The sequence below is a fragment of the Streptomyces sp. NPDC048671 genome, assembly GCF_055587045.1.
Map to the genome: position 1 here is coordinate 18,963 of NZ_JBVJHB010000016.1, position 22,611 is coordinate 41,573.

At 69.8% G+C, this 22,611-nt stretch carries 23 protein-coding genes; 8 read left to right on the forward strand and 15 right to left on the reverse strand.

Translation table 11 applies throughout. The features are described 5' to 3' along the window. Positions 1-44 precede the first annotated feature (44 nt). The 4 genes from rocD to ACZ6S6_RS29105 all read right to left on the reverse strand — a co-directional run bounded on the left by rocD (position 45) and on the right by ACZ6S6_RS29105 (position 3,890). Positions 45-1,250: an ornithine--oxo-acid transaminase gene (gene rocD, locus ACZ6S6_RS29090; RefSeq protein ID WP_362954093.1), complete on the reverse strand. Its 1,206-nt coding sequence runs from the start codon at positions 1,248-1,250 to the stop codon at positions 45-47. Between the two features lie 133 nt (positions 1,251-1,383). Then, entirely contained in the window at positions 1,384-2,121 is a 738-nt protein-coding gene (locus ACZ6S6_RS29095) for a hypothetical protein (protein ID WP_469707606.1), read from the reverse strand. 163 nt (positions 2,122-2,284) lie between these two features. Then, positions 2,285-3,103: a hypothetical protein gene (locus ACZ6S6_RS29100; RefSeq protein WP_469707608.1), complete on the reverse strand. Its 819-nt coding sequence runs from the start codon at positions 3,101-3,103 to the stop codon at positions 2,285-2,287. Next, positions 3,096-3,890, reverse strand: coding sequence for an RNA polymerase sigma factor (locus ACZ6S6_RS29105; RefSeq protein ID WP_469707610.1), 795 nt, complete (start codon positions 3,888-3,890; stop codon positions 3,096-3,098). The genes ACZ6S6_RS29100 and ACZ6S6_RS29105 overlap by 8 nt, the downstream gene beginning before the upstream one ends. Positions 3,891-3,936: 46 nt before the next feature. Here ACZ6S6_RS29105 and trpS point away from each other — a divergent pair, with 46 nt between their 5' ends. After that, positions 3,937-4,950 (forward strand): tryptophan--tRNA ligase, encoded by a 1,014-nt coding sequence (trpS, locus tag ACZ6S6_RS29110; RefSeq protein WP_362954085.1) that lies wholly within the window; start codon positions 3,937-3,939, stop codon positions 4,948-4,950. A 106-nt stretch (positions 4,951-5,056) separates the two neighbouring features. Next, a complete protein-coding gene (locus ACZ6S6_RS29115; RefSeq protein WP_362954083.1) occupies positions 5,057-5,656 on the forward strand; it encodes a 2'-5' RNA ligase family protein in 600 nt (199 codons plus the stop codon). A 64-nt stretch (positions 5,657-5,720) separates the two neighbouring features. On the opposite strand, the gene ACZ6S6_RS29120 is transcribed toward ACZ6S6_RS29115, so the two are convergent. Then, the gene (locus tag ACZ6S6_RS29120) at positions 5,721-6,500 is read right to left on the reverse strand and encodes a decaprenylphospho-beta-D-erythro-pentofuranosid-2-ulose 2-reductase (RefSeq protein ID WP_469707612.1); all 780 of its coding nucleotides are present in this window, start codon (positions 6,498-6,500) and stop codon (positions 5,721-5,723) included. 96 nt (positions 6,501-6,596) lie between these two features. Beyond that, entirely contained in the window at positions 6,597-7,985 is a 1,389-nt protein-coding gene (locus tag ACZ6S6_RS29125; RefSeq protein WP_469707615.1) for an FAD-binding oxidoreductase, read from the reverse strand. A gap of 140 nt (positions 7,986-8,125) precedes the next feature. Between ACZ6S6_RS29125 and ACZ6S6_RS29130 the strand changes: the two genes are divergently transcribed. Beyond that, the gene (locus ACZ6S6_RS29130) at positions 8,126-9,178 is read left to right on the forward strand and encodes a YihY/virulence factor BrkB family protein (RefSeq protein WP_469707617.1); all 1,053 of its coding nucleotides are present in this window, start codon (positions 8,126-8,128) and stop codon (positions 9,176-9,178) included. Here ACZ6S6_RS29130 and ACZ6S6_RS29135 read toward each other — a convergent pair. After that, complete coding sequence (locus ACZ6S6_RS29135; RefSeq protein ID WP_469707619.1) at positions 9,126-10,388, reverse strand: D-alanyl-D-alanine carboxypeptidase family protein; 1,263 nt, start codon at positions 10,386-10,388, stop codon at positions 9,126-9,128. The two genes, ACZ6S6_RS29130 and ACZ6S6_RS29135, sit on opposite strands and share 53 nt — an antisense overlap. A gap of 157 nt (positions 10,389-10,545) precedes the next feature. On the opposite strand from ACZ6S6_RS29135, the gene ACZ6S6_RS29140 reads away from it, so the two are divergent. The 3 genes from ACZ6S6_RS29140 (at position 10,546) to ACZ6S6_RS29150 (ending at position 13,989) form a co-directional block, all read left to right on the forward strand. Beyond that, complete coding sequence (locus ACZ6S6_RS29140) at positions 10,546-10,791, forward strand: SCO4848 family membrane protein (protein WP_241200109.1); 246 nt, start codon at positions 10,546-10,548, stop codon at positions 10,789-10,791. A 63-nt stretch (positions 10,792-10,854) separates the two neighbouring features. After that, a complete protein-coding gene (locus ACZ6S6_RS29145; protein WP_469707621.1) occupies positions 10,855-12,207 on the forward strand; it encodes a metallophosphoesterase in 1,353 nt (450 codons plus the stop codon). Positions 12,208-12,435: 228 nt separating this feature from the next. Next, positions 12,436-13,989 (forward strand): ABC transporter substrate-binding protein, encoded by a 1,554-nt coding sequence (locus ACZ6S6_RS29150; RefSeq protein ID WP_362954072.1) that lies wholly within the window; start codon positions 12,436-12,438, stop codon positions 13,987-13,989. Positions 13,990-14,117: 128 nt separating this feature from the next. Here the strand turns inward: ACZ6S6_RS29150 and ACZ6S6_RS29155 are convergent, their stop codons facing one another. From ACZ6S6_RS29155 to ACZ6S6_RS29165, 3 genes are read right to left on the reverse strand one after another with little or no spacing between them, the layout of a single operon-like run. Next, the gene (locus ACZ6S6_RS29155; RefSeq protein WP_469707623.1) at positions 14,118-14,855 is read right to left on the reverse strand and encodes a TetR/AcrR family transcriptional regulator; all 738 of its coding nucleotides are present in this window, start codon (positions 14,853-14,855) and stop codon (positions 14,118-14,120) included. A 23-nt stretch (positions 14,856-14,878) separates the two neighbouring features. Beyond that, positions 14,879-15,322, reverse strand: a complete 444-nt coding sequence (locus ACZ6S6_RS29160; protein WP_469707625.1) for a thiol-disulfide oxidoreductase DCC family protein — start codon at positions 15,320-15,322, stop codon at positions 14,879-14,881. Between the two features lie 9 nt (positions 15,323-15,331). Then, entirely contained in the window at positions 15,332-15,763 is a 432-nt protein-coding gene (locus ACZ6S6_RS29165) for a hypothetical protein (RefSeq protein WP_362954067.1), read from the reverse strand. Between the two features lie 99 nt (positions 15,764-15,862). On the opposite strand from ACZ6S6_RS29165, the gene ACZ6S6_RS29170 reads away from it, so the two are divergent. Continuing rightward, complete coding sequence (locus ACZ6S6_RS29170; protein ID WP_362954066.1) at positions 15,863-16,372, forward strand: MarR family winged helix-turn-helix transcriptional regulator; 510 nt, start codon at positions 15,863-15,865, stop codon at positions 16,370-16,372. Positions 16,373-16,500: 128 nt separating this feature from the next. On the opposite strand, the gene ACZ6S6_RS29175 is transcribed toward ACZ6S6_RS29170, so the two are convergent. The 5 genes from ACZ6S6_RS29175 to ACZ6S6_RS29195 form a co-directional block, all read right to left on the reverse strand. Then, positions 16,501-17,277, reverse strand: a complete 777-nt coding sequence (locus ACZ6S6_RS29175; protein ID WP_362954064.1) for a succinate dehydrogenase iron-sulfur subunit — start codon at positions 17,275-17,277, stop codon at positions 16,501-16,503. Further along, the gene (gene sdhA / locus ACZ6S6_RS29180) at positions 17,277-19,037 is read right to left on the reverse strand and encodes a succinate dehydrogenase flavoprotein subunit (RefSeq protein ID WP_362954063.1); all 1,761 of its coding nucleotides are present in this window, start codon (positions 19,035-19,037) and stop codon (positions 17,277-17,279) included. The genes ACZ6S6_RS29175 and sdhA overlap by 1 nt, the downstream gene beginning before the upstream one ends. 30 nt (positions 19,038-19,067) lie before the next feature. Continuing rightward, positions 19,068-19,541 carry a succinate dehydrogenase hydrophobic membrane anchor subunit gene (locus tag ACZ6S6_RS29185; RefSeq protein WP_469707629.1) on the reverse strand — a complete coding sequence of 158 codons (474 nt, stop codon included), beginning with the start codon at positions 19,539-19,541 and terminating at the stop codon, positions 19,068-19,070. 5 nt (positions 19,542-19,546) lie between these two features. Further along, entirely contained in the window at positions 19,547-19,927 is a 381-nt protein-coding gene (gene sdhC, locus ACZ6S6_RS29190; RefSeq protein ID WP_073732547.1) for a succinate dehydrogenase, cytochrome b556 subunit, read from the reverse strand. A gap of 221 nt (positions 19,928-20,148) precedes the next feature. Continuing rightward, a complete protein-coding gene (locus tag ACZ6S6_RS29195; RefSeq protein ID WP_362954059.1) occupies positions 20,149-20,658 on the reverse strand; it encodes a 2-oxo-4-hydroxy-4-carboxy-5-ureidoimidazoline decarboxylase in 510 nt (169 codons plus the stop codon). A gap of 325 nt (positions 20,659-20,983) precedes the next feature. On the opposite strand from ACZ6S6_RS29195, the gene ACZ6S6_RS29200 reads away from it, so the two are divergent. Next, positions 20,984-22,591, forward strand: a complete 1,608-nt coding sequence (locus ACZ6S6_RS29200; RefSeq protein ID WP_469707633.1) for a beta-N-acetylhexosaminidase — start codon at positions 20,984-20,986, stop codon at positions 22,589-22,591. Positions 22,592-22,611: the final 20 nt, after the last annotated feature.

Genomic DNA, 22,611 nt, shown 5'->3' on the forward strand with positions numbered 1-22,611 from the left:
GGCTGGGCCGCCCAGCCCGCCGCCAGGTATCGAACAGGACGCGGTCAGCCGCGCAGGACTTCGCGGAGCTGCTCCAGGCCCCAGTCCAGATCCTCCTTGCTGATCACCAGGGGCGGGGCGATGCGGATCGTGGAGCCGTGGGTGTCCTTCACCAGGACCCGGCGGTCCATCAGCTTCTCTGAGATCTCCCGGCCCGTGCCGTGACCGGGGGCGATGTCGACACCGGCCCACAGGCCGCGCCCCCGCACCGTCTCCACCGCGCCTCCGCCCACCAGCAGCCCCAGCTCCTGGTGGAGGTGGTCGCCCAGCTCCGTTGCCCGCTCCTGGAACTCACCGGTGCGCAGCATCGCGATGACCTCCAGCGCGACCGCGCACGCCAGCGGATTCCCACCGAACGTCGAACCGTGCTCCCCGGGCCGGTACACCCCCAGCACCGCGGCCGAGGACACCACGGCCGACACCGGCACGACACCGCCGCCCAGCGCCTTGCCGAGCACGTACATGTCCGGCACGACGCCCTCGTGCTCGCACGCGAACGTCTTCCCGGTCCGGCCGAGACCGGACTGGATCTCGTCCGCGATGAACAGCACATTCCGCTCGCGGGTCAGCTCCCGGACCCCCGGGAGATAGCCGGGCGGCGGCACCAGCACCCCGGCCTCGCCCTGGATCGGCTCCAGCAGCACCGCGACGGTGTTCTCCGTCATCGCGGCCCGCAGCGCGGTCAGATCCCCGTAGGGCACGATCTCGAACCCCGGTGTGTACGGGCCGAAGTCCGCGCGGGCCTCGTGGTCCGTGGAGAAGCTGATGATCGTCGTCGTCCGGCCGTGGAAGTTGTCCGAGGCGACGATGATCTTCGCCATGCCGTCCGGGACGCCCTTGACCCGGTAGCCCCACTTGCGGGCGGTCTTCACCGCGGTCTCCACGGCCTCCGCGCCCGTGTTCATCGGCAGCACCATCTCCATGCCGCACAACTCCGCGAGCTGCGTACAGAAGTCGGCGAACCGGTCGTGGTGGAAGGCCCGCGAGGTGAGGGTCACCCGCTCCAGCTGTGCCTTGGCCGCGTCGATCAGACGGCGGTTGCCGTGGCCGAAGTTGAGCGCCGAGTAGCCGGCGAGCATGTCGAGATAGCGCCGCCCCTCGACGTCGGTCATCCAGGCACCGTCCGCCGTCGCGACGACGACGGGCAGCGGATGGTAGTTGTGCGCGCTGTGCGCCTCGGCGGAGGCGATGGCGTTTTCCGTGGTCGACACGGGATCTCCGTTCGTCGTGCGGCTCGGGTTGGTGTGCCCACTTTGTATCGTCGGTCGGATCACCCGCGAGGAAACCTTCACATCACGGCGCGCCCGCGTTTTCCTCAGCGGCGGTCACCCCCCACCGTCCGCGTCAGAGATCGAGCAGCTGCTGTCGTGGGCCGGTCCCGGCAGCCTCTCCGTCCTCTCTGGGCCTGCCACCCTGCCGCCCCGCCCACCGCTGCCGGCCCAGCACGAGCACCGCGCCCGCTGCCGCCCCGGGTATCGCCCACCACCAGCCCTCGGCCTCGAACGGGCCGTGGCCACCGGAGGCGGCGGAGGGAGCGGGCGCGGTGACCCTGCCGTCCTGCGCCGGGTAGGCGGCGGCGTCCTCCCAGTCCCGGGGGAACAGCGTCGTGTATCCCGACTTGTTGCTCCGCTCTCCCAGCAGTTCGAGATCGGTGAAGAGCGCGACCAAGTCCTTGGGATTGGCCGCCCGGTGCCAGTACCCCCGGTACGTCGCGGGCACCTCCGTGGCCGTGTGGATCCATACGGTGTCCGGATCGTCGCCGGGGAAGACGCGGTCGGCCCTTGCCGGAGTGAGATCGAGGGCCATCCAGACGATGTTGATCTGTCTGGTTCCCACCGCCTCGTCCAGACTCGGTGGCCGCTCCGTGGCCCCCCGGCCGGAGGGTCCCAGGAGATGGTCCAGCTCGGCGAAGCGCTCGTCCGTGACCGGCAGCGCGGTTGTCTGCCCGGTGTCGGGCGAAGTGACCAGCACGCTCGTCGGACCGCCCGCCGACGCGCTCGGGGCGAGGACCAGGCCCAGCCCGAGCACGGTCGTCAGCACGGCCGCCCGTCGCAAGAACCGGCCCATCAGCTGTCGTCGCATGATGCCCCCAGTCGTTCCTGATCATTCCTGCCGGCACGGGCCGTCCGTACCGCGTCACTTCTGATACACCGCTCGGCGCCCGCGGGTTCCCTTTCCGGGCCTGCCGATTTCGGAGCCCGAAGCGACGCGACGGCCGGCGCGGCGGGGGCGGCCTGGGCCCCGGTCACCGAGTGGAGCCGGCGATCTCCACCGCACGGGCGGGCGACGACACACCCTCCAGCCGCAGCGTCACCCGCCCGTCCCCGACCCACAACAGCGTCGGTCCGGCCGGCCGCTGCGACCGCGTCCACCGCTCGCCGTCCGCGGTGACCATGCCGAGGCGCAGCAGATGAGATTCCGCGAACCAGAGGCCGTCCACCTCGCCCCCGTGCCCGTCGGCCACCTTCAGCCACTCCGGCTGCTCGCGCACCTGTTTGGCGAAGTACGGATCGAGGGCCGACGCGAACTCGTCGAGCCGTACCGTCCGGCCGCTCTCACGCCAGCACAGCGTGATCATGGAACGGTGCTCCGGCAGCCGGGTCACGGACACCGCGTCCGGCGCGCCCAGCTCCTGCGGCACCATCGGCCGGAATCCCGCCAGCCGCTCCGCCCGCGCCGGCGCCACCGGCGCAGCGCACCCCGGCACCGGGGCGCCCGGCCGCCCGGCAGCCGGTCCGAACGGGTCGTACCGCACCTCGACCCCGCCGAAGTCGAACCAGTCCATGACCGCGGCCCGCACCGGGGGCGTCAGCACCAGCACGACCAGGAGCCCCGACAGAGCGGCCGCCAGCAGCCGTGCGCGCCGGCGGACCCAGGCTCGGGCCCGCTCCCGCCGGCCCGGGGCGGCAGGCACCGGCACGGGGCCCCCTTCGGCGACGATCTGTGCCAGCACCCGCTCCGCCATCGTCAGCCCGTCGCACTCCGGAACCTCCAGACCGCGCCCCAGCGCCAGCAGTTCGGCCCGCAACCGCGCCCGGCCGTCCTCCGGCCCCGGCTCACTCACTCTCCTGACGTCCTTCACCGCGCCCCTCACCCCCTCCCATCAGCCGCGCCGGCTCTGCCGGTCCCGCCACGTCCGCGCCCACCGGGCCGAAGGGCCCGAGGGGGCCCAGAGCGCCGAGGCTCTTCTCCAGCTTCCTCAGCGCACGGTTCAGCCGGGACTTCACCGTCCCTCTCGGCCACCCCAGCGCTCCGGCCGTCTCCGCCTCGTCCATCTCCAGCAGATAGCGGCAGGTGACGACCTGGCGCTGCTCCTCGCCCAGCGCGTCCAGTGCCGCTATCAGCAGCGTCCGCCGCTCCTGCGCCAGCGCGGCCGCCGCCGGATCCGCCGAATCAGGTATCAGCGGATCGGCCTCCCGCAGTCCCGCCTCGCGCCCGGCCACCGCCCGCAGCCGGCCGGTCGAACGGAGTGTGTTCCTGGTCTCATTCACGACGATCCGCAGCAGCCATGGCCGGAACGCCGCGCCCTCGCGGAAACTCCCGAGCGAGCGGTACGCCTTGAAGAACGCGGACTGCACCACATCCTCCGCATCCGCCCCCGCGCCGAAGGCGACCGCGGCACGCAGCGCGACGCCTGTGTGGGCGCGCACCAGCTCCGCGTACGCCTCGGCCTCGCCTGCGCGCACACGAGCGATGACCTCGGCCTCGGACGGCCCGGCCGGTGTCCCGTCTCGTCCTTCAGCTCGTCCTTCAGCGGGCGCGAAAGCGCGTCCCGCACCCTCGTCATCGACGGTGCGGCCCCCCTTCCGGCCCGGCTGCAGGGCCCCCTCCTGCGTCCTCACACCTTTCATACACCGGCTGCCCGAGATCGGTTCCGTACCTGAGACAATGATTTCTATGGCCTCTGAACGTCCCCGTGTGCTCTCCGGAATCCAGCCCACCGCAGGCTCGTTCCACCTCGGCAACTACCTCGGCGCGGTCCGCCAGTGGGTGGCCCTGCAGGAGTCCCATGACGCCTTTTACATGGTCGTCGACCTGCACGCGATCACCGTCCCGCAGGACCCCGCGGAACTGCGCGCCAACACCCGGCTCGCCGTCGCCCAGCTGCTCGCCGCAGGACTCGACCCGGAGCGCTGCACGCTCTTCGTCCAGAGCCATGTTCCCGAGCACGCCCAGCTCGGCTGGGTCATGAACTGCCTGGCCGGTTTCGGTGAGGCGTCCCGGATGACGCAGTTCAAGGACAAGTCCGGCAAGCAGGGCACCGACCGCACCACGGTCGGGCTCTTCACCTATCCGATGCTGATGGTCGCCGACATCCTGCTCTACCAGGCCGACCAGGTCCCGGTGGGTGAGGACCAGCGCCAGCACCTGGAGCTGACCCGCAACCTCGCGGAGCGGTTCAACGGCACCTACGGCGACACCTTCACCGTGCCGGACCCGTACATCCTCAAGGAGACGGGGAAGATCTACGACCTTCAGGACCCGTCCGCGAAGATGAGCAAGTCGACGGCGAACCCCAAGGGTCTGATCAACCTCCTCGACGAGCCGAAGGCCACCGCCAAGAAGGTGAAGAGCGCGGTCACCGACACCGAGACGGTGATCCGTTTCGACCCGGCGGAGAAGCCCGGTGTCAGCAACCTGCTGAGCATCTATTCCACCCTTACCGATACTTCTGTCCCGGATCTGGAGCAGAAGTACGAGGGCAAGGGCTACGGTGCGTTGAAGACCGACCTCGCCGAGGTCATGGTCGAGTTCGTCACACCGTTCCGGACCCGCACCCAGGAATATCTCGACGACACCGAGACGCTGGACTCCATCCTGGCCAAGGGGGCGGAGAAGGCCCGCGCCGTCGCCGCCGAGACCCTGGCGCGGACCTATGACCGTCTGGGTCTTCTGCCCGCCAAGCACTGAGTCCAAGGACCCTGGCGGTACCCCCTCCCCAGGCGGCACACTGGCGGCGTGAAGCTTGCGGCCGGCAGTGGCTGAAAACAGACCATCGAGGATTGAGGAGAACGACGTGGGGACCGTAACGCTCGGCGTTTCGATCGCGGTCCCGGAGCCCTACGGCAGCCTGCTCCAGCAGCGGCGCGCGAGCTTCGGGGACCCTGCCGCACATGGCATTCCCACCCACGTCACCCTCCTTCCGCCGACCGAGGCGGAGGCGGCCGACCTGCCCGCGATCGAGGCGCACCTCACCTCGATCGCGACCGGTGGCCGCCCCTTCCCGATGCGACTGTCGGGCACGGGCACCTTCCGCCCGCTCTCGCCGGTCGTCTTCGTCCAGGTCGTCGAGGGCGCCTCGGCGTGCTCCTGGCTGCAGAAGCGCGTCCGGGACGCGTCAGGGCCCCTGGTGCGCGAGCTCCAGTTCCCGTACCACCCGCACGTGACCGTGGCGCACGACATCTCCGAAGAGGCGATGGACCGGGCGTACGCGGAGCTCGGCGACTACGAGGCCGCCTGGACCTGCGGTTCCTTCGCGCTGTACGAGCAGGGCCCGGACAGCGTCTGGCGCAAGATCAACGAGTTCCCGTTCGAGGCGGGCGGCGGCGCACCCACCCTCCCCGCGCTCCCCGCGCAGAGCGGCAGCTCCGTGGACGCGCCCTCGCTCCACCCCTGACCCGATCCGGGGCCGGCCGACATCAGACCGGCGTCAGAGCAGCGTCAGACGTGTCAGAGCAGCGTCAGACCGGCAGGCGCCGGAACAGCGGCCGCGGCACATGCCGCAGCGCCGACATCACGGCCCGCAGTGCCCCGGGCACCCACACCGTCTCCGAGCGCCGGCGCAGACCCGTCACGATCGCGGCCGCGACCGCGTCCGGCGTGGTCACCAGGGGTGTCCGGGTGAACGGGATCGTCGCGAGCGGGCCCTCGGCCGCCGTACCGGCCGGCCGTACGGGACCGGGGCGCACGACCATCACGTGCACGCCCGTACCGTGCAGCGCGTCCCCGAGCCCCTGGGCGAACGCGTCCAGGCCCGCCTTGCTCGACCCGTAGATGAAGTCCGCACGCCGGGCGCGCTCCCCTGCCACCGATGACAGCACCACCAGCGAGCCGTGCCCCTGCGCCTGGAGTGCGCCGGCGCACACCAGCCCGGCGGAGACGGCCCCCGTGTAGTTCGTCTGGGCGACCCGGACCGCGGCGAGCGGTTCCTCCTCGTCGCGTTCCTGGTCGCCGGGGATGCCGAAGGCGAGCAGCACCATGTCGATGTCGCCCTCGGTGAAGATCTTGTCGAGGACGGTCTCGTGGGACTCGGTGTCCAGGGCGTCGAAGTCGACGGTACGGACATAGGCCCCGCGCCCGCGCAGCTCGGCCGCGGCGGACTCCAGGGCGGGGGAGGGGCGCCCGGCCAGCCAGACCGTGCGGGTACGGCAGGCGATCAGGCGGCGTGCGGTGGCGAGCCCGATCTCCGATGTACCGCCGAGGACGAGCAGGGACTGCGGGGCACCGAAGGCATCCTTCACGGAAACGCTCCTTAGGGAAGGCGGGGAGGCGGGGGAGCAAGAGAGAGCGGCAGCCGCAGCCGGAGTAACAGCCCGGAGCAATGGCCAGGGCGTCGGTCAGAGCGACAGCCGGCGCGAGAGATCCGACCTGAACGCCCCGTCCGGGTCCGACTCGGCGCGCAGTGCCCGGAATTCACCCAGCTGCGGGTACATCGCGGCCAGCATGTCCGGGCGCAGCCGGGAGTCGTTCGTCAGGGAGACCCGGCCACCCGCGGCCGCCACCTCCTCGTCCAGCCCGTCGAGGAAGCGGGCCAGCCCCGGGAGGGCGGCCGGGAGGTCGAGGGAGAGGGCCCAGCCGGGCACCGGGAACGACAGCCGGCCGGGACCGCTCTCGCCGCACCGTCTGAGCGCGGCGAGGAACGACGGGCAGCGGCGCTGCGAGATCTGCCGGACGATCCGGTGCAGCGTCTCCTCCTGCCCGTGGCCGACGGCGAACTCGTAGTGCACGAAGCCGCCGCGCCCATGGATCCGGTTCCAGTGCGGCACGGCGTCCAGCGGGTGGAAGAAGGCGGAGATCCGCTGGAGCTCGCCGGTGCGGGACCGGGGCGCCCGGCGGTAACGGAGTTCGGCCAGGACGGCCGCGGAGGTACGGCCGAGCAGCCTTCCGGGAACGAGGTCGACGAGGTCGACGAGGTCGACGAGGTCCGGTACGAGCGAGTGGGCGGCGGGGAGTTGGGCGGGGCGGAAGGAGAGCGGTGCGCGCCGGGCGTGCGCTGGGAGTGCGTCCAAGGGGGCGTGCTCCCCCCGGGTCAGGACGCCCCGGCCCGTCGCCCGGCCGCGGGCCGTCAGGTCGACCCAGGCGGACTCGTAGCGGTGGTGGTGGCCGCCCGAGGCGAGACGGGTCATCAGGTCGTCCAGATCGGCGGCCCGTTCGGTGTCGACCGACATCAGGGACGTCGCGACGGGGTGGAGCCGGAGCGTGGCCGAGAGGATCACCCCGGTCAGGCCCATACCGCCCGCGGTCGCGTCGAAGAGCGGGGTGCCGGGGCGGACCGTGCGGATCTCGCCGTCGGCGGTGAGCAGTTCGAACTCCGTGACGTGGCGGGAGAAGGAGCCCGCGGCGCGGTGGTTGTCGCCGTGGACGTCGGCGCCGATCGCGCCGCCCACCGTGACGTACCGGCTGCCGGGCGTCACCGGCGGGAACCAGCCGAGCGGAAGCAGCACTTCCAACAGCTGGTGCAGGCTCACGCCCGCCTCGCACACCACGACACCGGTCCCGGCGTCGAAGGCGCGAATCCGGTTCAGCGCCGTCATGTCGAGGACGGAACCCCCCGCGTTCTGCGCCGCGTCGCCGTGTGCCCGGCCCAGGCCGCGGGCGATCGAGCCACGGGGCCCGCAGCCGCGTACCGTCGCCGCCGCCTCCTCGTGACTACGGGGGCGAAAGCGCAGCGCGGTCGTCGGGGCGGTACGGCCCCAGCCGGTCAGGGACACGGTGTCGACAGACATAGGGGTGACCGTATCGCCCGAGAAAACACCTTTGAGGGATTTGTTACAACACTCACCGAAATGGGTGATTGAGGAGGCGCCATCTCCTACGCTCCACAGCGGGCATCGGTTTTCGGTGCCGGGGAGGGTAGTCGTACTTCATGGACTGGCTGAAAAAACTCCCTGTCATCGGGCCGCTTGTCTCCCGGCTGATGGAGACGCACGCCTGGCGCAGTTACGAAACGCTGGTACGGGTTCACTGGGCGAGGCTTGCCGCGGCGATCACGTTCATCAGCTTCCTGGCGCTCTTCCCGCTCATCGCGGTCGGTGCGGCGATCGGTGCGGCGCTGCTCTCCACCAAGCAGCTGGACAAGATCGAGGACAAGATCGCCGAGCAGGTGCCCGGCATCTCCGATCAGCTGGGCATCGACAATCTGGTGGCCCACGCGGGCACGGTCGGGCTGGTGGCGGGCGCGCTGCTGCTCTTCACCGGTATCGGCTGGGTCGGCTCGATGCGGGACTGCCTGCGCGCGGTGTGGGAAATGGACGATCTGGACCAGGGCAATCCGGTCATCCGCAAACTCAAGGACGCCGGGGTGCTGCTCGGCCTGGGCGGTGCGGCCCTGGTGACGCTGGCGATCTCCTCGGTCGGCTCCGTCGCCGTCGGCCGGGTCGCCGATCTGCTCAACATTCCGGAGAACGGTGTGGGCGGTGTGCTGCTGCGGATCGCGGCCCTGGTGGTGGCGGTGTGCGCCGATTTCCTGCTGCTGCTCTATCTGCTGACCCTGCTGCCCGGTGTGGAGCCGCAGCGGCACCGGCTGGTGGTCGCCGCACTGCTCGGCGCGGTCGGCTTCGAGCTGCTGAAACTGCTGCTCGGCAGCTACATCCAGGGCGTCGCGTCGAAGAGCATGTACGGCGCGTTCGGCGTGCCGATCGCCCTGTTGCTGTGGATCAGCTTCACCGCGAAGCTGCTGCTGTTCTGCGCCGCCTGGACGGCGACACCGAGCAAGGACGCCGAGGAACCCCTGCCCGTCGAGGACGACAAGGCCGAGGGCGACAAGGCCGGGGACAGCAGTGCCGGCGGAGCCCGGAGCGGGAGTACGCGGAGCGGGAGCACCCGGAGTGACGGTGCCCGGGGCGGGAGCGCCCCGGGCGGCCGGGTCAGGGGCGAGGGCGGCGGCGCACCAGGTCCGGCAGCGGCCAGCGCCGGTTGACCAGGAACGCGGCTCCGGCCAGCAGCACCAGCACCCCGCCGACGATGCCCAGCGCGACCGCGACCCCGCCGGAGCCGCCCGCGGCAGCCGCCTTCGTGGGCTTCGCCGCGCCGTTCTTGCCCTTGGCCGCGGCGGATCCGTCGGCCTCGGCGCCCTTGCCCGTGGCGTTGCCGGTCTCCGCGGACTTCGGGGGGACCAGCTCGCCGACCGGTGTGACCTTGCCGCCGGCGCTGAAGCCCCAGTCGAGCAGGCTCGCCGCCTCGTTGTAGACGGCGTGCGTCTCGTGGGACGACGGGTTCATGACGGTGACGAGCAGCACCTTGCCGTTGCGCTCGGCGACACCGGTGAAGGTGTTGCCCGCGTGCGTCGTGTAGCCGTTCTTGACGCCCGCGATGCCCTTGTACGGGGTGACGCCGTCGGCCCCGGTGAGCAGCCGGTTGGTGTTCTGGATGCCGAAGCTCTCGCGCTTCTTGCCCTTCTTCTGCTCTCCGGGGAACTCCGCCTCGGCGGTCGAGCAGTACTCGCGGAAGTCCGCGTTCTGCAGCCCGCTGCGGGCGAACAGTGTCAGGTCGTACGCGCTGGACACCTGTTCGGGGGCGTCGTAGCCGTCGGGCGACACGACAGTGGTGTCGAGGGCCTGCAGCTCCTCGGCGTGAGCCTGCATGTCGCGGACGGTCTTGGGGACGCCCCCGTACATCGCGGCCAGCACGTGTACCGCGTCGTTGCCCGAACGCAGGAAGACGCCGAGCCACAGATCGTGCACCGTGTAACTGAGGTCCTCCTTGACGCCCACCAGGCTGCTGCCCTCGCCCATGTCGGCGAGATCCTCGTCCTTCACCGTGTACTTCCGGGTCTTCGGCTGGAGGGCCGGCGCCGGCAGCACGGTGTCCGCGAAGAGCATCTTCAGCGTGGAGGCCGGGGGCAGCCGCCAGTGCGGATTGTGCGAGGCGAGCACCTCACCGCTCTCGGCGTCCGCGACCATCCAGGATCTGCCGGTCAGGTCCTTGGGCAGGACCGGGGCGTCGGGGCCGAGATTGACCTGGGTGCCGGACCGGCCCAGCTGTTCGCCACCGATCCTCGACATACCGGCGGGCGGCTTCGGCCCGTCGTCGGAGGTGTCCTTGTCGACCGCCGAGGCAGGACTGACGACAAAAGCGGACAGCAGGGCGGCAGAGGTGACCGCCAACGCGGTCTTTTTGAGAGCTGGCACGGTCGAAAACGTACATGCAGTTGATGTGAAAATGGACACCGACGGTATGACCCGCCGTGCGTGCCGCCAGGACAGCCCACCCCACGGCCCACCCCACAGCCCACTCCGCAGCCCACCCCGGGCGAGCCGGCCCGAGCGAGGCGGAGATACTGAGTCCATGAAGCTCAGCCGCCCCGTCTCCTGGTTCCTGCTCGCTTTCGGGGTGTGGAGCTGGTTCATCTGGATCACTTTCGTCAAGAACCTGTGGAAGGACGGCAGCGGTCTCGCCTTCGACGACGCGGGTGACCCTACTGCGTACTTCTGGGTGCATCTGCTGCTCGCCATCACGTCCTTTCTTCTGGGGACGGCGGTTGGCGTGATCGGGTTCCGTGGCGTCAGGGCGTTGCGCGACCGGACCGCGTAACCACTCGGCACCTCGTACGGACCAGATACGGACAAACAGGGCGGGGCAGTACACGTGGCAGTCATGGGATTCGCTCTGGTGGCGATCGTGGTCCTCGCGCTGCTCGTCCTCGTGCACCGCTATGTGTGGCGCCGCTTCGTCGGTGACACGACAGCCGCGGGCAGCCCGCTGCGCCGGGCGGGCATGGTGGCGGCGTACGTCCTGCCGCTGCTGAGCGTCGGCGCGCTGGTCTCCGGCCGTACGGGCGCGCCCTTCTGGCTCCAGCAGGTGCTGGCCTGGCCGGGCTATCTGTGGCTGGCGGCCCTGCTCTACCTGACGCTGGCTCTGCTGGTCGGTGAGGCGGTACGGCCACTGCTCCGCGGGCTGCTCGCGCGCCGGGGGACGGAGGCCGAGGCCGCAGTGGCGCCGGCGCCGGAGGCCGGGCCCACCGAAGCGACGACCGACGCATCCACCACCACATCCATCGCACCCGCCACATCCACCGCCCCCATCACTCCCACCACATCCGCCACGGAGACCAAAACGGCCGCGCCGCCCGCCGCGCCGCCCGCCGCGCCGCCCGCCGCCCCACCCCCTCCCGCCGGCAGCTCCCCCTCGCGCCGGCTCTTCGTCGCGCGGGCCGTCGGGGGCGCCGCGGCCGTCGCCGGACTGGGCACGGTCGGGTACGGCACCTACGGGGTGCTGCGCGGCCCGCGGGTCAAGCGCGTCACCATCCCGCTGGCCCGGCTGCCCCGCTCCGCGCACGGTTTCCGGATCGCCGTCGTCAGCGATATCCACCTCGGCCCGATCCTGGGCCGGGCGCACACCCAGCGGATCGTCGACACGGTCAACCGGACCCAGCCCGATCTGATCGCGGTCGTCGGGGACCTGGTCGACGGATCGGTCGCCGATCTCGGTCCGGCCGCCGAACCGCTCGCGGGACTCCGCTCCCGGCACGGTGCGTTCTTTGTCACCGGCAACCACGAGTACTACTCCGGCGCAGCCCAATGGGTGGATCATGTAAGGGAATTGGGGCTGCACCCGCTGGAGAATGCCCGGGTGGAGATCGACGGCTTCGATCTGGCCGGGGTCAATGACATCGGGGGCGAGAGCGAGGGGCAGGGCCCGGACTTCGACCGCGCCCTCGGCGACCGGGACCGGTCACGGGCCGCCGTCCTCATGGCCCATCAGCCCGTCGTCATCGACGAGGCCGTCGCGCACGGCGTGGACCTGCAGCTCTCCGGGCACACCCACGGCGGGCAGCTCTGGCCGGGCAACTACATCGCGGAACTGTCCAACCCCACGGTCGCCGGGCTTGAACGCTACGGCGACACCCAGCTGTACGTCACGCGCGGCGCGGGTGCCTGGGGTCCGCCGGTGCGGGTCGGGGCACCTTCGGACATCACTGTCGTCGAACTCGCCTCCAAGCGGGCGTAACCCTTCCGGCCGGGCTCCCGGGCCCGTCTCGGGTGAATTCGGTGACCGGTTACCAACCCTCTGTATTCGGCCTATCCGCCCAAGGTTTCAAGTGTCGAACAAAAGGCTATGTGTCTCTGATTTCCTCTTCCAGATGTGAAAATCGTGTGATTGGCTGAGCCCGAACGTGCGGTGATCTGCGTATCTGAGCGCGACGCCGAGGTGGGGCTGTTAAGGGAGAGCACGGCAATGCGGTCGATCCGACTACGGATTCTCGCGATTCTCGCGGTTTTGGTCATCGCAGGCGTCGGCGCCTGGCAGTTGCTTCCGTCGAACGGAGCGAAAGAGGACCCCGTCACCGTCGGCACGAGCGACGTGGTGACCTCGCTCGACCCGGCCGGAGCGTACGACGCCGGCTCCTGGGCGATGTACAGCAACATCTACCAGTCGCTGATGACGTTCAAGTCCGGGGCGATCGTCCCCGAGCCGGACGCCGCCGAGAGCTGCGGCTTCATCGGCGGGAAGCTCCAGACGTACCAGTGCAAGCTCCGTGACGACGTGTCGTTCTCCAACGGCCGGAAGATGACCGCCAAGGACGTCAAGTACTCCTTCGAGCGCATGATCAGCATCAAGACGGACGTCGGTCCGTCGGTGCTGTTCCCGAGCCTCAAGAACGTGGTGACCGAGGGCCGGACGATCACGTTCAACCTCTCCTCGCGCGATGCGACCTTCCCGCAGAAGCTCGCCACCGGGGCCGGGTCGATCGTCGACAGCGAGGCGTACTCGGAGCACAAGCTGCGGGACGACGGCAAGGTCAGCGGCTCGGGGCCGTACGTGCTCAAGTCGTACAAGTCGGGCGTCAGCGCCGAACTGGTGCCGAACACCAGGTACAAGGGTGCGCTGAACAAGACCGGCGGGCCGGTCACCGTGCGCTACTACAAGCAGTCGGAAGACCTGCTGGCGGCCTGGAAGTCGGGGAAGATCGACGTCACGCACCGGCAGCTCCCGCCGTCCACGCTCGCCGAGCTGAACCCCGGTGACGCCGACCAGCGGATCACCGAGGCGGACAGCGCCGAGATCCGCAACCTCGTCTTCAACGTCCGCAACGGCTCCCCGCTCGCCGACAAGCGGGTCCGGCAGGCCATCGCGTCGATCATCGACCGCGCGCCGCTGGTGACCGACGTCTACAAGGGCACCGTCGAACCGCTCTACTCGCTGATCCCGCAGGGCTACATCGGGCACAGCACCCCGTTCTTCGACGAGTACCCCGCGCCCGATCCCAAGCGTGCCAAGAAGCTGTTGCAGGAAGCGGGCGTCCAGCTGCCGCTCCCCATCAACTTCGCCTACCGTTCCGGCGACTCGTACACGCCGGAGAGCAAGGAGATCCAGCGTCAGCTGAACGCGAACGGGCTGTTCAAGGTCACGATCAAGTCCGTGGAGTGGACGGCGTTCCAGAAGGGGTACGCGGCCGGTGACTACGACATGTACACCGTTGGCTGGCTCCCCGACTACCCGGACCCCGACACCTTCAGCCAGCCGCTCGTCGGCCGCGACACCAGCCTCCACAACGGCTACAGCAGCAAGAAGATGGACCAGCTGATCAGCGACACGCTGCAGTTCAGCGACCGCAGCCGCACCTCGGCCGACTTCAAGGAGCTCCAGAAGCTGGTGGGCGAGGACGTGCCGCTGGTCCCGCTGTGGCAGAAGAAGGACTACGTCGTCGCCAAGCCCGACGTGGCCGGTTCGCAGTACCTCTCGGACGGCACCGGCATCTGGCGGCTGTGGGAACTCGGCTGGATCTGACCGGCCGCCACTGACCAGTGGCGCAGTACACCAAGGAGCGGCCGTCCCGGCGTCAACGGGGCGGCCGCTCCTCGGCGTACGCCGTCAACAACTCGGCTGTGCACGTCGTTACGCGTCGGCGTACGCCGTCACTCGGCGGGGCGCCGGCCCGGCCGGTCCGCCGCCCGCCCCGCCGCGCCGGGCAGGAACTCCTCCAGCACCTCGTGGACCTGGCGCACGAGCGGCCGCAGCACCCGGAACCGGGACAGGGCGATGGCCCGCGCGACGATCGGGGCGGTGCGCTCGACGAGGCGGCGGCTGCGTTCGGCGTCGTCCGTCCGGTCGTACACCCAGTACAGCACCAGGCCCATCTGGTTCAGCCACATCAGCTGCGGCAGCAGCTCGGCCAGCTCGGGGTCGACCTTGGTGCCCGCGCCCGCCAGGCAGCGCTCGTGGATGGAGATCGCCGCGTCGCGGGCCGCGACGGAGTCCTTCGAGAAGGGGCTGAGCGGGCTCTCCGGATCGGCGGCGTTCTTGAAGAACTGGGCGGCGAAGCGGTGGTACGGCTCCGCCACGTCCAGCCAGCAGAGCAGGACCCCGCGGATGCGTACCGCGAGGTCCTTGTCGCCGGCCAGAACCGGCTGGACCGCCGCCTCGTGCTCGGCGGCGATCCGGTCGTAGAAGCCCTGGACGAGGTGTTCCTTGGACGAGAAGTAGTAGTACGCGTTCCCTACGGAGACCCCGGCCTCCTGGGCGATGGCCCGCATCGTCGTCTTGTCGTAACCGCGTTCCTGGAAGAGCCGGAGCGCGGTTTCGAGGATGAGTGTGCGGGTCTGCTCGCTCTTGGGAGCCTTGACTTCCTTCACGTCCTTCTCTTCCTTCACCACGGTCCCGAGGGTATCCGGGATCACTACGTGCCGGGCTCCGGCCCCCGCACGGCACATGCTCCGTCCCCGTCCCCGTCCGCCCGGCAGGGTGCTGCCGTCAGCGAGCGGTACTTCGCGGCGGCGAGGACGGTCGCCCTGGCGAACGGGCGGCCGGCCGGAGTCGTCAGCCAGTGGGACCTGGGCCGGTGCTCGGCCAGCGCCCAGAGGCAGACGATCCACGCGGACGTGCCGCGGTAGATCTGGCCCCCGTCACCGATCACCGTGATCTCCTCCAGGGTGCCGGCGTGGTCGAGACCGGGGAAGCGGCGGTGCGCCTCCGCGGAGTCCGCCGGGACGAGGTCGAGCGGGATCAGCTGACGCTGCCTCATCAGCCACTGCCGCAGATGGACGCAGAGCGAGCACTGCGCGTCGTAGAGCACGGTGAGCCGTTCGACGGACAGCCGCCGCCCACCGGTCCGGGCCGCCATGGCCGGCCCTCACGCCTTGGTGGCGGGCGGGGCCCACGGACCGGTGCCCGGACCCGTCCAGCCCTGCGGCGGCACGGGCGGGGTCTGCTCACGCTCCATCAGGCCCCGGCGGCGGATCTTGTTGAGCACGTAGACGTTGCCCAGGTGCATGACCCCGAGGACGAGCAGCACCACACCGATCTTCACCGAGAGTGCGTCGAAGAGCCCGCGGGCATCGGCGACCTCGTCGGAGTTCTTCAGATAGAGCGTCACGAACCCCAGGTTGACCAGGTAGAAGCCGACCACCAGCAGGTGGTTGACGGCATCGGCGAGCTTCTCGTTCCCGTGCAGCACGTCGGCGATGAACACCCTGCCGTTACGGCTGAGCGTGCGGGCCACCCAGATGGTGAGCGCCACGCTGATGAGCAGATAGATGACGTACGCGACAACAGTGAGGTCCATGCCCCACCCTCCCTTGAACGCGTTCAAATGCTGTTGTCATGGACTGTAGACCTGGACTTGAACATGTTCAAGTAGGGGCCCCGGCGTAGGCTGTGGCCCATGGAGCAACGGGACTGGACCGACGGACACGTGGAGCGGTGGAAGCCGGTCCTTCCGGAACTCGACCCGGACGTCGAGGGCGCGGTGACCCGGATGAAGAAGCTCTCCGTCCATCTGCGCCGGGTGCGTGAACAGTCCCTGCACGACGTCGACCTGGACCGCCAGGAGTTCGACACCCTGCACAAGCTCGCCGGCCGCGGCGGTGAGGCGGCCCCGTCCGATCTCGCCGCCGACCTCGACCTCGCGCCCGCCTCCGTCACCGGCCGGCTGGACGCGCTGGAGCGGCGCGGATTCGTCCGCCGTACGCCCTCCACCACCGACCGGCGGCGCGTGGACGTGGAGTTGACCGACCGGGGCCGCTCGACGTGGCTCGGCGCGATGGACTTCCTCGGCAACGAGGAGGAGCGGCTGCTCGGCGTCCTGGGCACGGACGAACGCAGGCTGCTCAACTCCATGCTGCGGCGCATCATGGTGGTCGCGGAGGACCGGGGCGGCGCGGCCTGGGACTGACGGACCGGCGGACTGACGGACCGGCGGACCGGCTGACGGACTGGCTGACCGGGGCGTACGGCAAGGGGCCCCGGTCCGCGCGGTGTTGTTCGCGCGGGCCGGGGCCCCTGATGCCTGCGTCCGACGGGTCAGAAGCGACGCGTGATCAGCGCGCGCTTGACCTCCTGGATCGCCTTGGTGACCTCGATGCCACGCGGGCAGGCATCCGTGCAGTTGAAGGTGGTGCGGCAACGCCACACCCCGTCACGGTCGTTGAGGATCTCCAGCCGCTGCTCGCCGCCCTCGTCGCGCGAGTCGAAGATGAAGCGGTGCGCGTTGACGATCGCCGCCGGGCCGAAGTACTGCCCGTCGTTCCAGAACACCGGGCACGAGGACGTGCACGCGGCGCACAGGATGCACTTGGTGGTGTCGTCGAAGCGCTCGCGGTCCTCGGCGGACTGCAGACGCTCGCGGGTCGGCTCGTTCCCCTTGGTGATGAGGAAGGGCATGACGTCGCGGTAGGCCTGGAAGAACGGGTCCATGTCGACCACGAGGTCCTTGAGGACCGTGAGGCCCTTTATGGCCTCGACCGTGATCGGCTTCTCCGGGCTCAGGTCCTTGATCAGCGTCTTGCAGGCGAGCCTGTTCTTGCCGTTGATCCGCATCGCGTCCGAGCCGCAGATGCCGTGCGCGCAGGAGCGGCGGAAGGTCAGCGTTCCGTCGGTCTCCCACTTGATCTTGTGAAGGGCGTCCAGGACACGCTCCTTCGGGTCGATCTCGATCTGGAAGTCCTGCCACTGGGACTCCTCGGAGACCTCCGGGTTGAACCGGCGGATCCGGAACGTGGCGGTGATGTACGGGGAGTCGGCGAAGCCGGCCTCGGGCTCAGGGACCTGGTCGGCCTTTTCCATCGTGGGGGTAGCCATCAGTACTTACGCTCCATCGGCTGGTAGCGGGTCTGGACGACCGGCTTGTAGTCCAGCCGGATCGACTCGGTGCCGTCGTCGGCGACCTCGCGGTACGCCATGGTGTGGCGCATGAAGTTGACGTCGTCGCGGTTCGGGTAGTCCTCGCGGTAGTGACCGCCGCGGGATTCCTTGCGGGCCAGCGCGGAGGTCGCCATGACCTCGGCGAGGTCGAGCAGGTTGCCCAGCTCGACCGCTTCGAGCAGATCCGTGTTGAACCGCTTGCCCTTGTCCTGGATGGACACGTCGAGGTAGCGCTTGCGCAGCTCCGCGATCTTGTCGACCGCCGTCTTGATCGTCTGCTCGGTACGGAACACCATCACGTTGGCGTCCATGCACTCCTGCAGCTCCAGACGGATCGTCGAGACCCGCTCGGTGCCGGTGGAGTTGCGCAGCCGTTCGACCTGGTCGACGACCAGCTGCGCCGGGTTCTCGGGAAGCTCGACGTAGTCGTTCTCCGCGGAGTACTCGGCGGCGGCGATGCCCGACCGCTTGCCGAAGACGTTGATGTCGAGCAGCGAGTTGGTGCCGAGGCGGTTGGCGCCGTGCACGGAGACGCAGGCGACCTCGCCCGCGGCGTACAGGCCCGGGACGACGGTGGTGTTGTCGGCCAGCACCTCGCCCTGGACGTTGGTCGGGATGCCGCCCATGGCGTAGTGCGCGGTCGGCTGGATCGGGATCGGGTCCGTGTAGGGCTCGATACCGAGGTACGTACGCGCGAACTCGGTGATGTCCGGGAGCTTGGCGTCCAGCTGCTCCGGCGGCAGGTGCGTCAGGTCCAGGTAGACGTGGTCGCCCTCGGGACCGCAGCCGCGGCCCTCGCGGATCTCCGTGTAGATGGAGCGGGAGACGACGTCACGGGACGCGAGGTCCTTCATGACGGGCGCGTACTTCTCCATGAAGCGCTCGCCGTCCTTGTTGCGGAGGATGCCGCCCTCACCGCGGGCGCCCTCCGTCAGCAGGATGCCCATGCGCCAGATGCCCGTCGGGTGGAACTGGAAGAACTCCATGTCCTCCAGCGGCAGACCGCGGCGGTACGCGGCGGCCTGGCCGTCACCGGTCAGGGTGTGCGCGTTCGACGTCACCTTGAAGAACTTGCCGGTGCCGCCGGAGGCGAAGATGATCGCCTTCGCCTGGAAGACGTGGATCTCGCCGGTCGCCAGCTCGTACGCGACGACGCCCGCGGACTTCTTGATCCCGGTCTCGGGGTCCTCCTGGAGCAGCAGGTCCAGGACGTAGAACTCGTTGAAGAACTCCACACCCTCCTTGACGCAGTTCTGGTACAGCGTCTGGAGGATCATGTGGCCGGTGCGGTCCGAGGCGTAGCAGGACCGGCGGACCGGGGCCTCGCCGTGGTTACGGCTGTGGCCGCCGAAGCGGCGCTGGTCGATCTTGCCCTCGGGCGTGCGGTTGAACGGCAGGCCCATCTTCTCCAGGTCGAGAACGGAGTCGATGGCCTCCTTCGCCAGGATCTCGGCGGCGTCCTGGTCGACCAGGTAGTCGCCGCCCTTGATCGTGTCGAAGGTGTGCCACTCCCAGTTGTCCTCCTCCACGTTGGCGAGCGCGGCGGCCATACCGCCCTGCGCGGCGCCCGTGTGGGAGCGGGTGGGGTAGAGCTTGGTCAGCACGGCGGTGCGGCTGCGCTTGGTCGACTCGATGGCCGCGCGCATGCCGGCGCCGCCTGCGCCGACGATGACGGTGTCGTACTTGTGGATCTGCATGGTTTACCTCTGGTCCTTCGGGCCCGGCGCCTAGCGGATGTTCGGGTCGAAGGTGAAGATCACCAGCGTGCCCAGCAGGACGGTGAACACCGTGGCGGTGTACAGCAGCATCTTCAGCCAGAAGCGGGTGTTGTCCCGTTCGGCGTAGTCGTTGATGACCGTACGGAGACCGTTGGCGCCGTGCAGCATGGCGAGCCACAGCATCGCCAGGTCCCACATCTGCCAGAACGGCGAGGCCCAGCGGCCGGCCACGAAGGCGAAGCCGATCTTGGACACACCGCCGTCCAGCACCAGCTGGATCAGCAGGTGGCCGATGACCAGGACGACCAGGACGACGCCCGACAGACGCATGAAGAGCCAGGCGTACATCTCGAAGTTGGTGCGCGAACCCTTGGGGGTCTTGCCGGTCCGCGTACGCGGGGGCTCGATCACGGGGGCCGGGTTGTCGACGTCGTACAGGCTAACGCCTTCGACGGCGCCGATCGCGGAAGTCTCGGTGGACATGGGCCTCAGCTCCCGAAGATGGAACGGACGGCGTGGCCGAGGACGGGGTACAGGGCCCCGACCATGAGCACGATCCAGATGCCCAGCACGGTCCAGAGCATCTGCTTCTGGAGGCGCGGGCCCTTGGCCCAGAAGTCCACAGCGATGATGCGGAGACCGTTCAGCGCGTGAAAGAGAATCGCGGCCACGAGGCCGTATTCAAGGAGCGCGACAGGCCATGTCTTGTACGTGGCCACGACCTCGTCGTAGGCCTCGGGGGAGACACGGACGAGAGCGGTGTCCAGGACGTGTACGAACAGGAAGAAGAAAATGAGGACACCGGTGACTCGATGAGCCACCCAGGACCACATGCCTTCCCGGCCGCGGTACAGCGTTCCAGCCGGCACGGAAGAACCCTCCGGGAGCGGGGATTGGGGGTCGGCCGGCTTGACTGTCGGTCTGACCCGGCCAGGTACGGTCCACCGGCCCCGGCCATCGTAGCGACGGTTTGTCGGTTCGTTCGCGCCGGGGCCTCCGGTGTGATCAAAGCGGCAATCAATCAGGCACGGACGGGCTAGGCGCGGGCCTGTCCGCCGGGCCGGGGCCCTCCCGGCCCGGCGGTATCCCGTTACTGACTCGATACCAGCCCGATGATGCGGCCCCGGGCGAGTCGCCGCATCTCGTCGGCCGTCACCACCCGCTCCTGGTCCGGGTCGTGGCCCAGCCTCGTCCGGATGCCGGCCAGCACCTGGTCGGGGTGCTCGGCGGGGCGGACACCGTCGAGGCAGATGACGAAGACGTGCCCGAACCTGCACTCGTACGCGGCGTGCGCGGCGGCCAGCGCGAGGTGGGCGGAGGGTGCCGCGTCGGGCGGCAGCGCCGTGGAGACCTCGGCGGCGAGCGCCTCGGCGCGGTCGGTGAGGGAGAGGTCGTAGCCCGCCTCCTCGGCGGCGGCGAGCAGCGCGTCCAGGTCCGGGTAGGGGCGGTGGGCGGTCAGCCGCTGGGCCCAGCGGTGGCTGCCGAAGCAGTCCAGCAGCGCGGCCTCGACGTCGGCGGCGGCCGCGGTGTTGAAATGGCGCAGGCCGAATCCGTGCGGACCGGTCCGGTCGGGTACGGTTCCGCAGTTCTGCAGAGGCACGGCGGTCCGCCGGTCGGGCCGGTGCGGTTGCTCGGGGAGGCCGGCATGGGACTCGCTGGACCTGGACAGCGTTGGCTCCTCGAATCAGCGGCATCTGTGAACCTGGAGGGGGAGGGATCGGAGAGACCAGGTGGATGCAGAGTGAAGGGAGAGACGAATGTGCCTCAAAGCTAGCGAGGCCGGGCAACGGCCGTCCGACGGATGCGCGAATTTCACCCGGACGGGAGGGTTTCGGGATGACCGACGGACGAAATAGCGAGGAGAATGCCCGGCTATCTCCTTGCTTTTGATCTCTTTCCCGCTGAAAACCGGAGGTTTCTGACCGATGTCGCTCTCACGCGGCGCCCTCGCGGCCGGAGCGGCCGTCACCGCGGCGGCCGCGGTGACGCTCACCGTCGTCCTGTGGCCCGACAGCTCCGACTCCGCACGCCGGTCCGGGGCCCAGACCTCGCCCGGTGCCTCGTCCGCCGCCCCCACGCCGTCCCCGACCCGGAGCTACCCGCTCTCGACGACGCCCCGCACCATCCCCGCCGTACGCGAACACACCGCCGCCCACGGTCCCGGCTGGCGGCCGGGCAAGGGCAGCGCGGTGGTGATCGCCGATGGCAGCAAGGGGCTCGCCGACGAGGGGCGGCTGCTCGCGGGCGAGCTGAAGATCGGCTACCGGGGCGAGGTGCCGGCCCGTGCCGGCGATGTCGAACTGGCCCTGACCCCGACGGCCAAGGGCGGGCCCGAGTCGTACACCCTCAAGTCCCGCGACGGCCGCGTCACGATCAGCGGACCCGGCGAGGCGGGGGTCTTCTACGGGACCCGCACCCTCAAGCAGTCGGTGCGGGCCGACGGCGTCATGCCCGAGGGCGAGGTGCGTGACCGCCCCGACCGCCCGCAGCGCGGGTTCAACCTCGACATCGCACGCAAGTTCTACAGCGTCGCCTGGATCGAGGACCGGCTGCGCGACATGGCCGACCTCAAGCTCAACCAGCTCGGCCTGCACTTCTCCGACGACCAGGCTTTCCGCATCCAGTCCGACACCCACCCCGAGGTGGTGTCGCCCGAGCACCTGACCAAGGCGCAGGTGCGGCAGATCATCGCCCTGGCCGACCGGCTGCACATCCAGATCGTGCCGGAGATCGACTCCCCGGGCCACCTCGGCGCCGTCCTGCGCGCCCACCCCGACCTCCAGCTGCACAATGTGTCGGGCGTGGCCTCGGCCGGATCGATCGACATCTCCAAGCCCGGCGCGGCGAAACTCATCGACGAACTCCTCGGCGAGTTCACGGAGCTCTTCCCCGGAACGTACTGGCAACTGGGCGCCGACGAGTACCTCGCGCTGATGGCCCGGGACCCCGCCGCCTCCTATCCCCAGCTCCAGCGCGCCGCCGTAAAGAAGTACGGGCCGCAGGCCGGGATCGGCGACCTCGCCACCGGCTGGCTCAACGACCGCGTGGCAGTGGTCCGCCCGCACGGCAAACAGCCCAAGGCGTGGAACGACGGCCTCTTCCGCGACGGCATCGTCAAGGCGGACAAGGACATCCAGGTCGAGTACTGGACGGGCAAGGAGTACGGGGCCCGGCAGCCGGAGGAGTACCTGAAGGAGGGCCGCAAGGTGATGAACCTCAACGACGAGTTCCTCTATTACGTGCTCGGCCAGCCCAACGACTTCGTCTACCCCACCGGCAAGCGCATCTACGAGCAGTGGACCCCCCTCGTCCTGCGCGGCACCACCCCCGTACCGGCGCGCTACTCCGACCAGATCCTCGGCGGCCGGTTCGCCGTCTGGGGCGACCTGCCGCAGGCCCAGACCACGGCGCAGGTGGCGCAGGGCATCCGGATGCCGCTGCGGGCGACGTCCCAGAAGCTGTGGGACCCGGGGAAGCCGAAGCTGAGCTGGGACGGTTTCCGGAAGCTGGCGGGAGAGATCGACAAGGGCTGAGCACCGCACCGCGGCCCGCG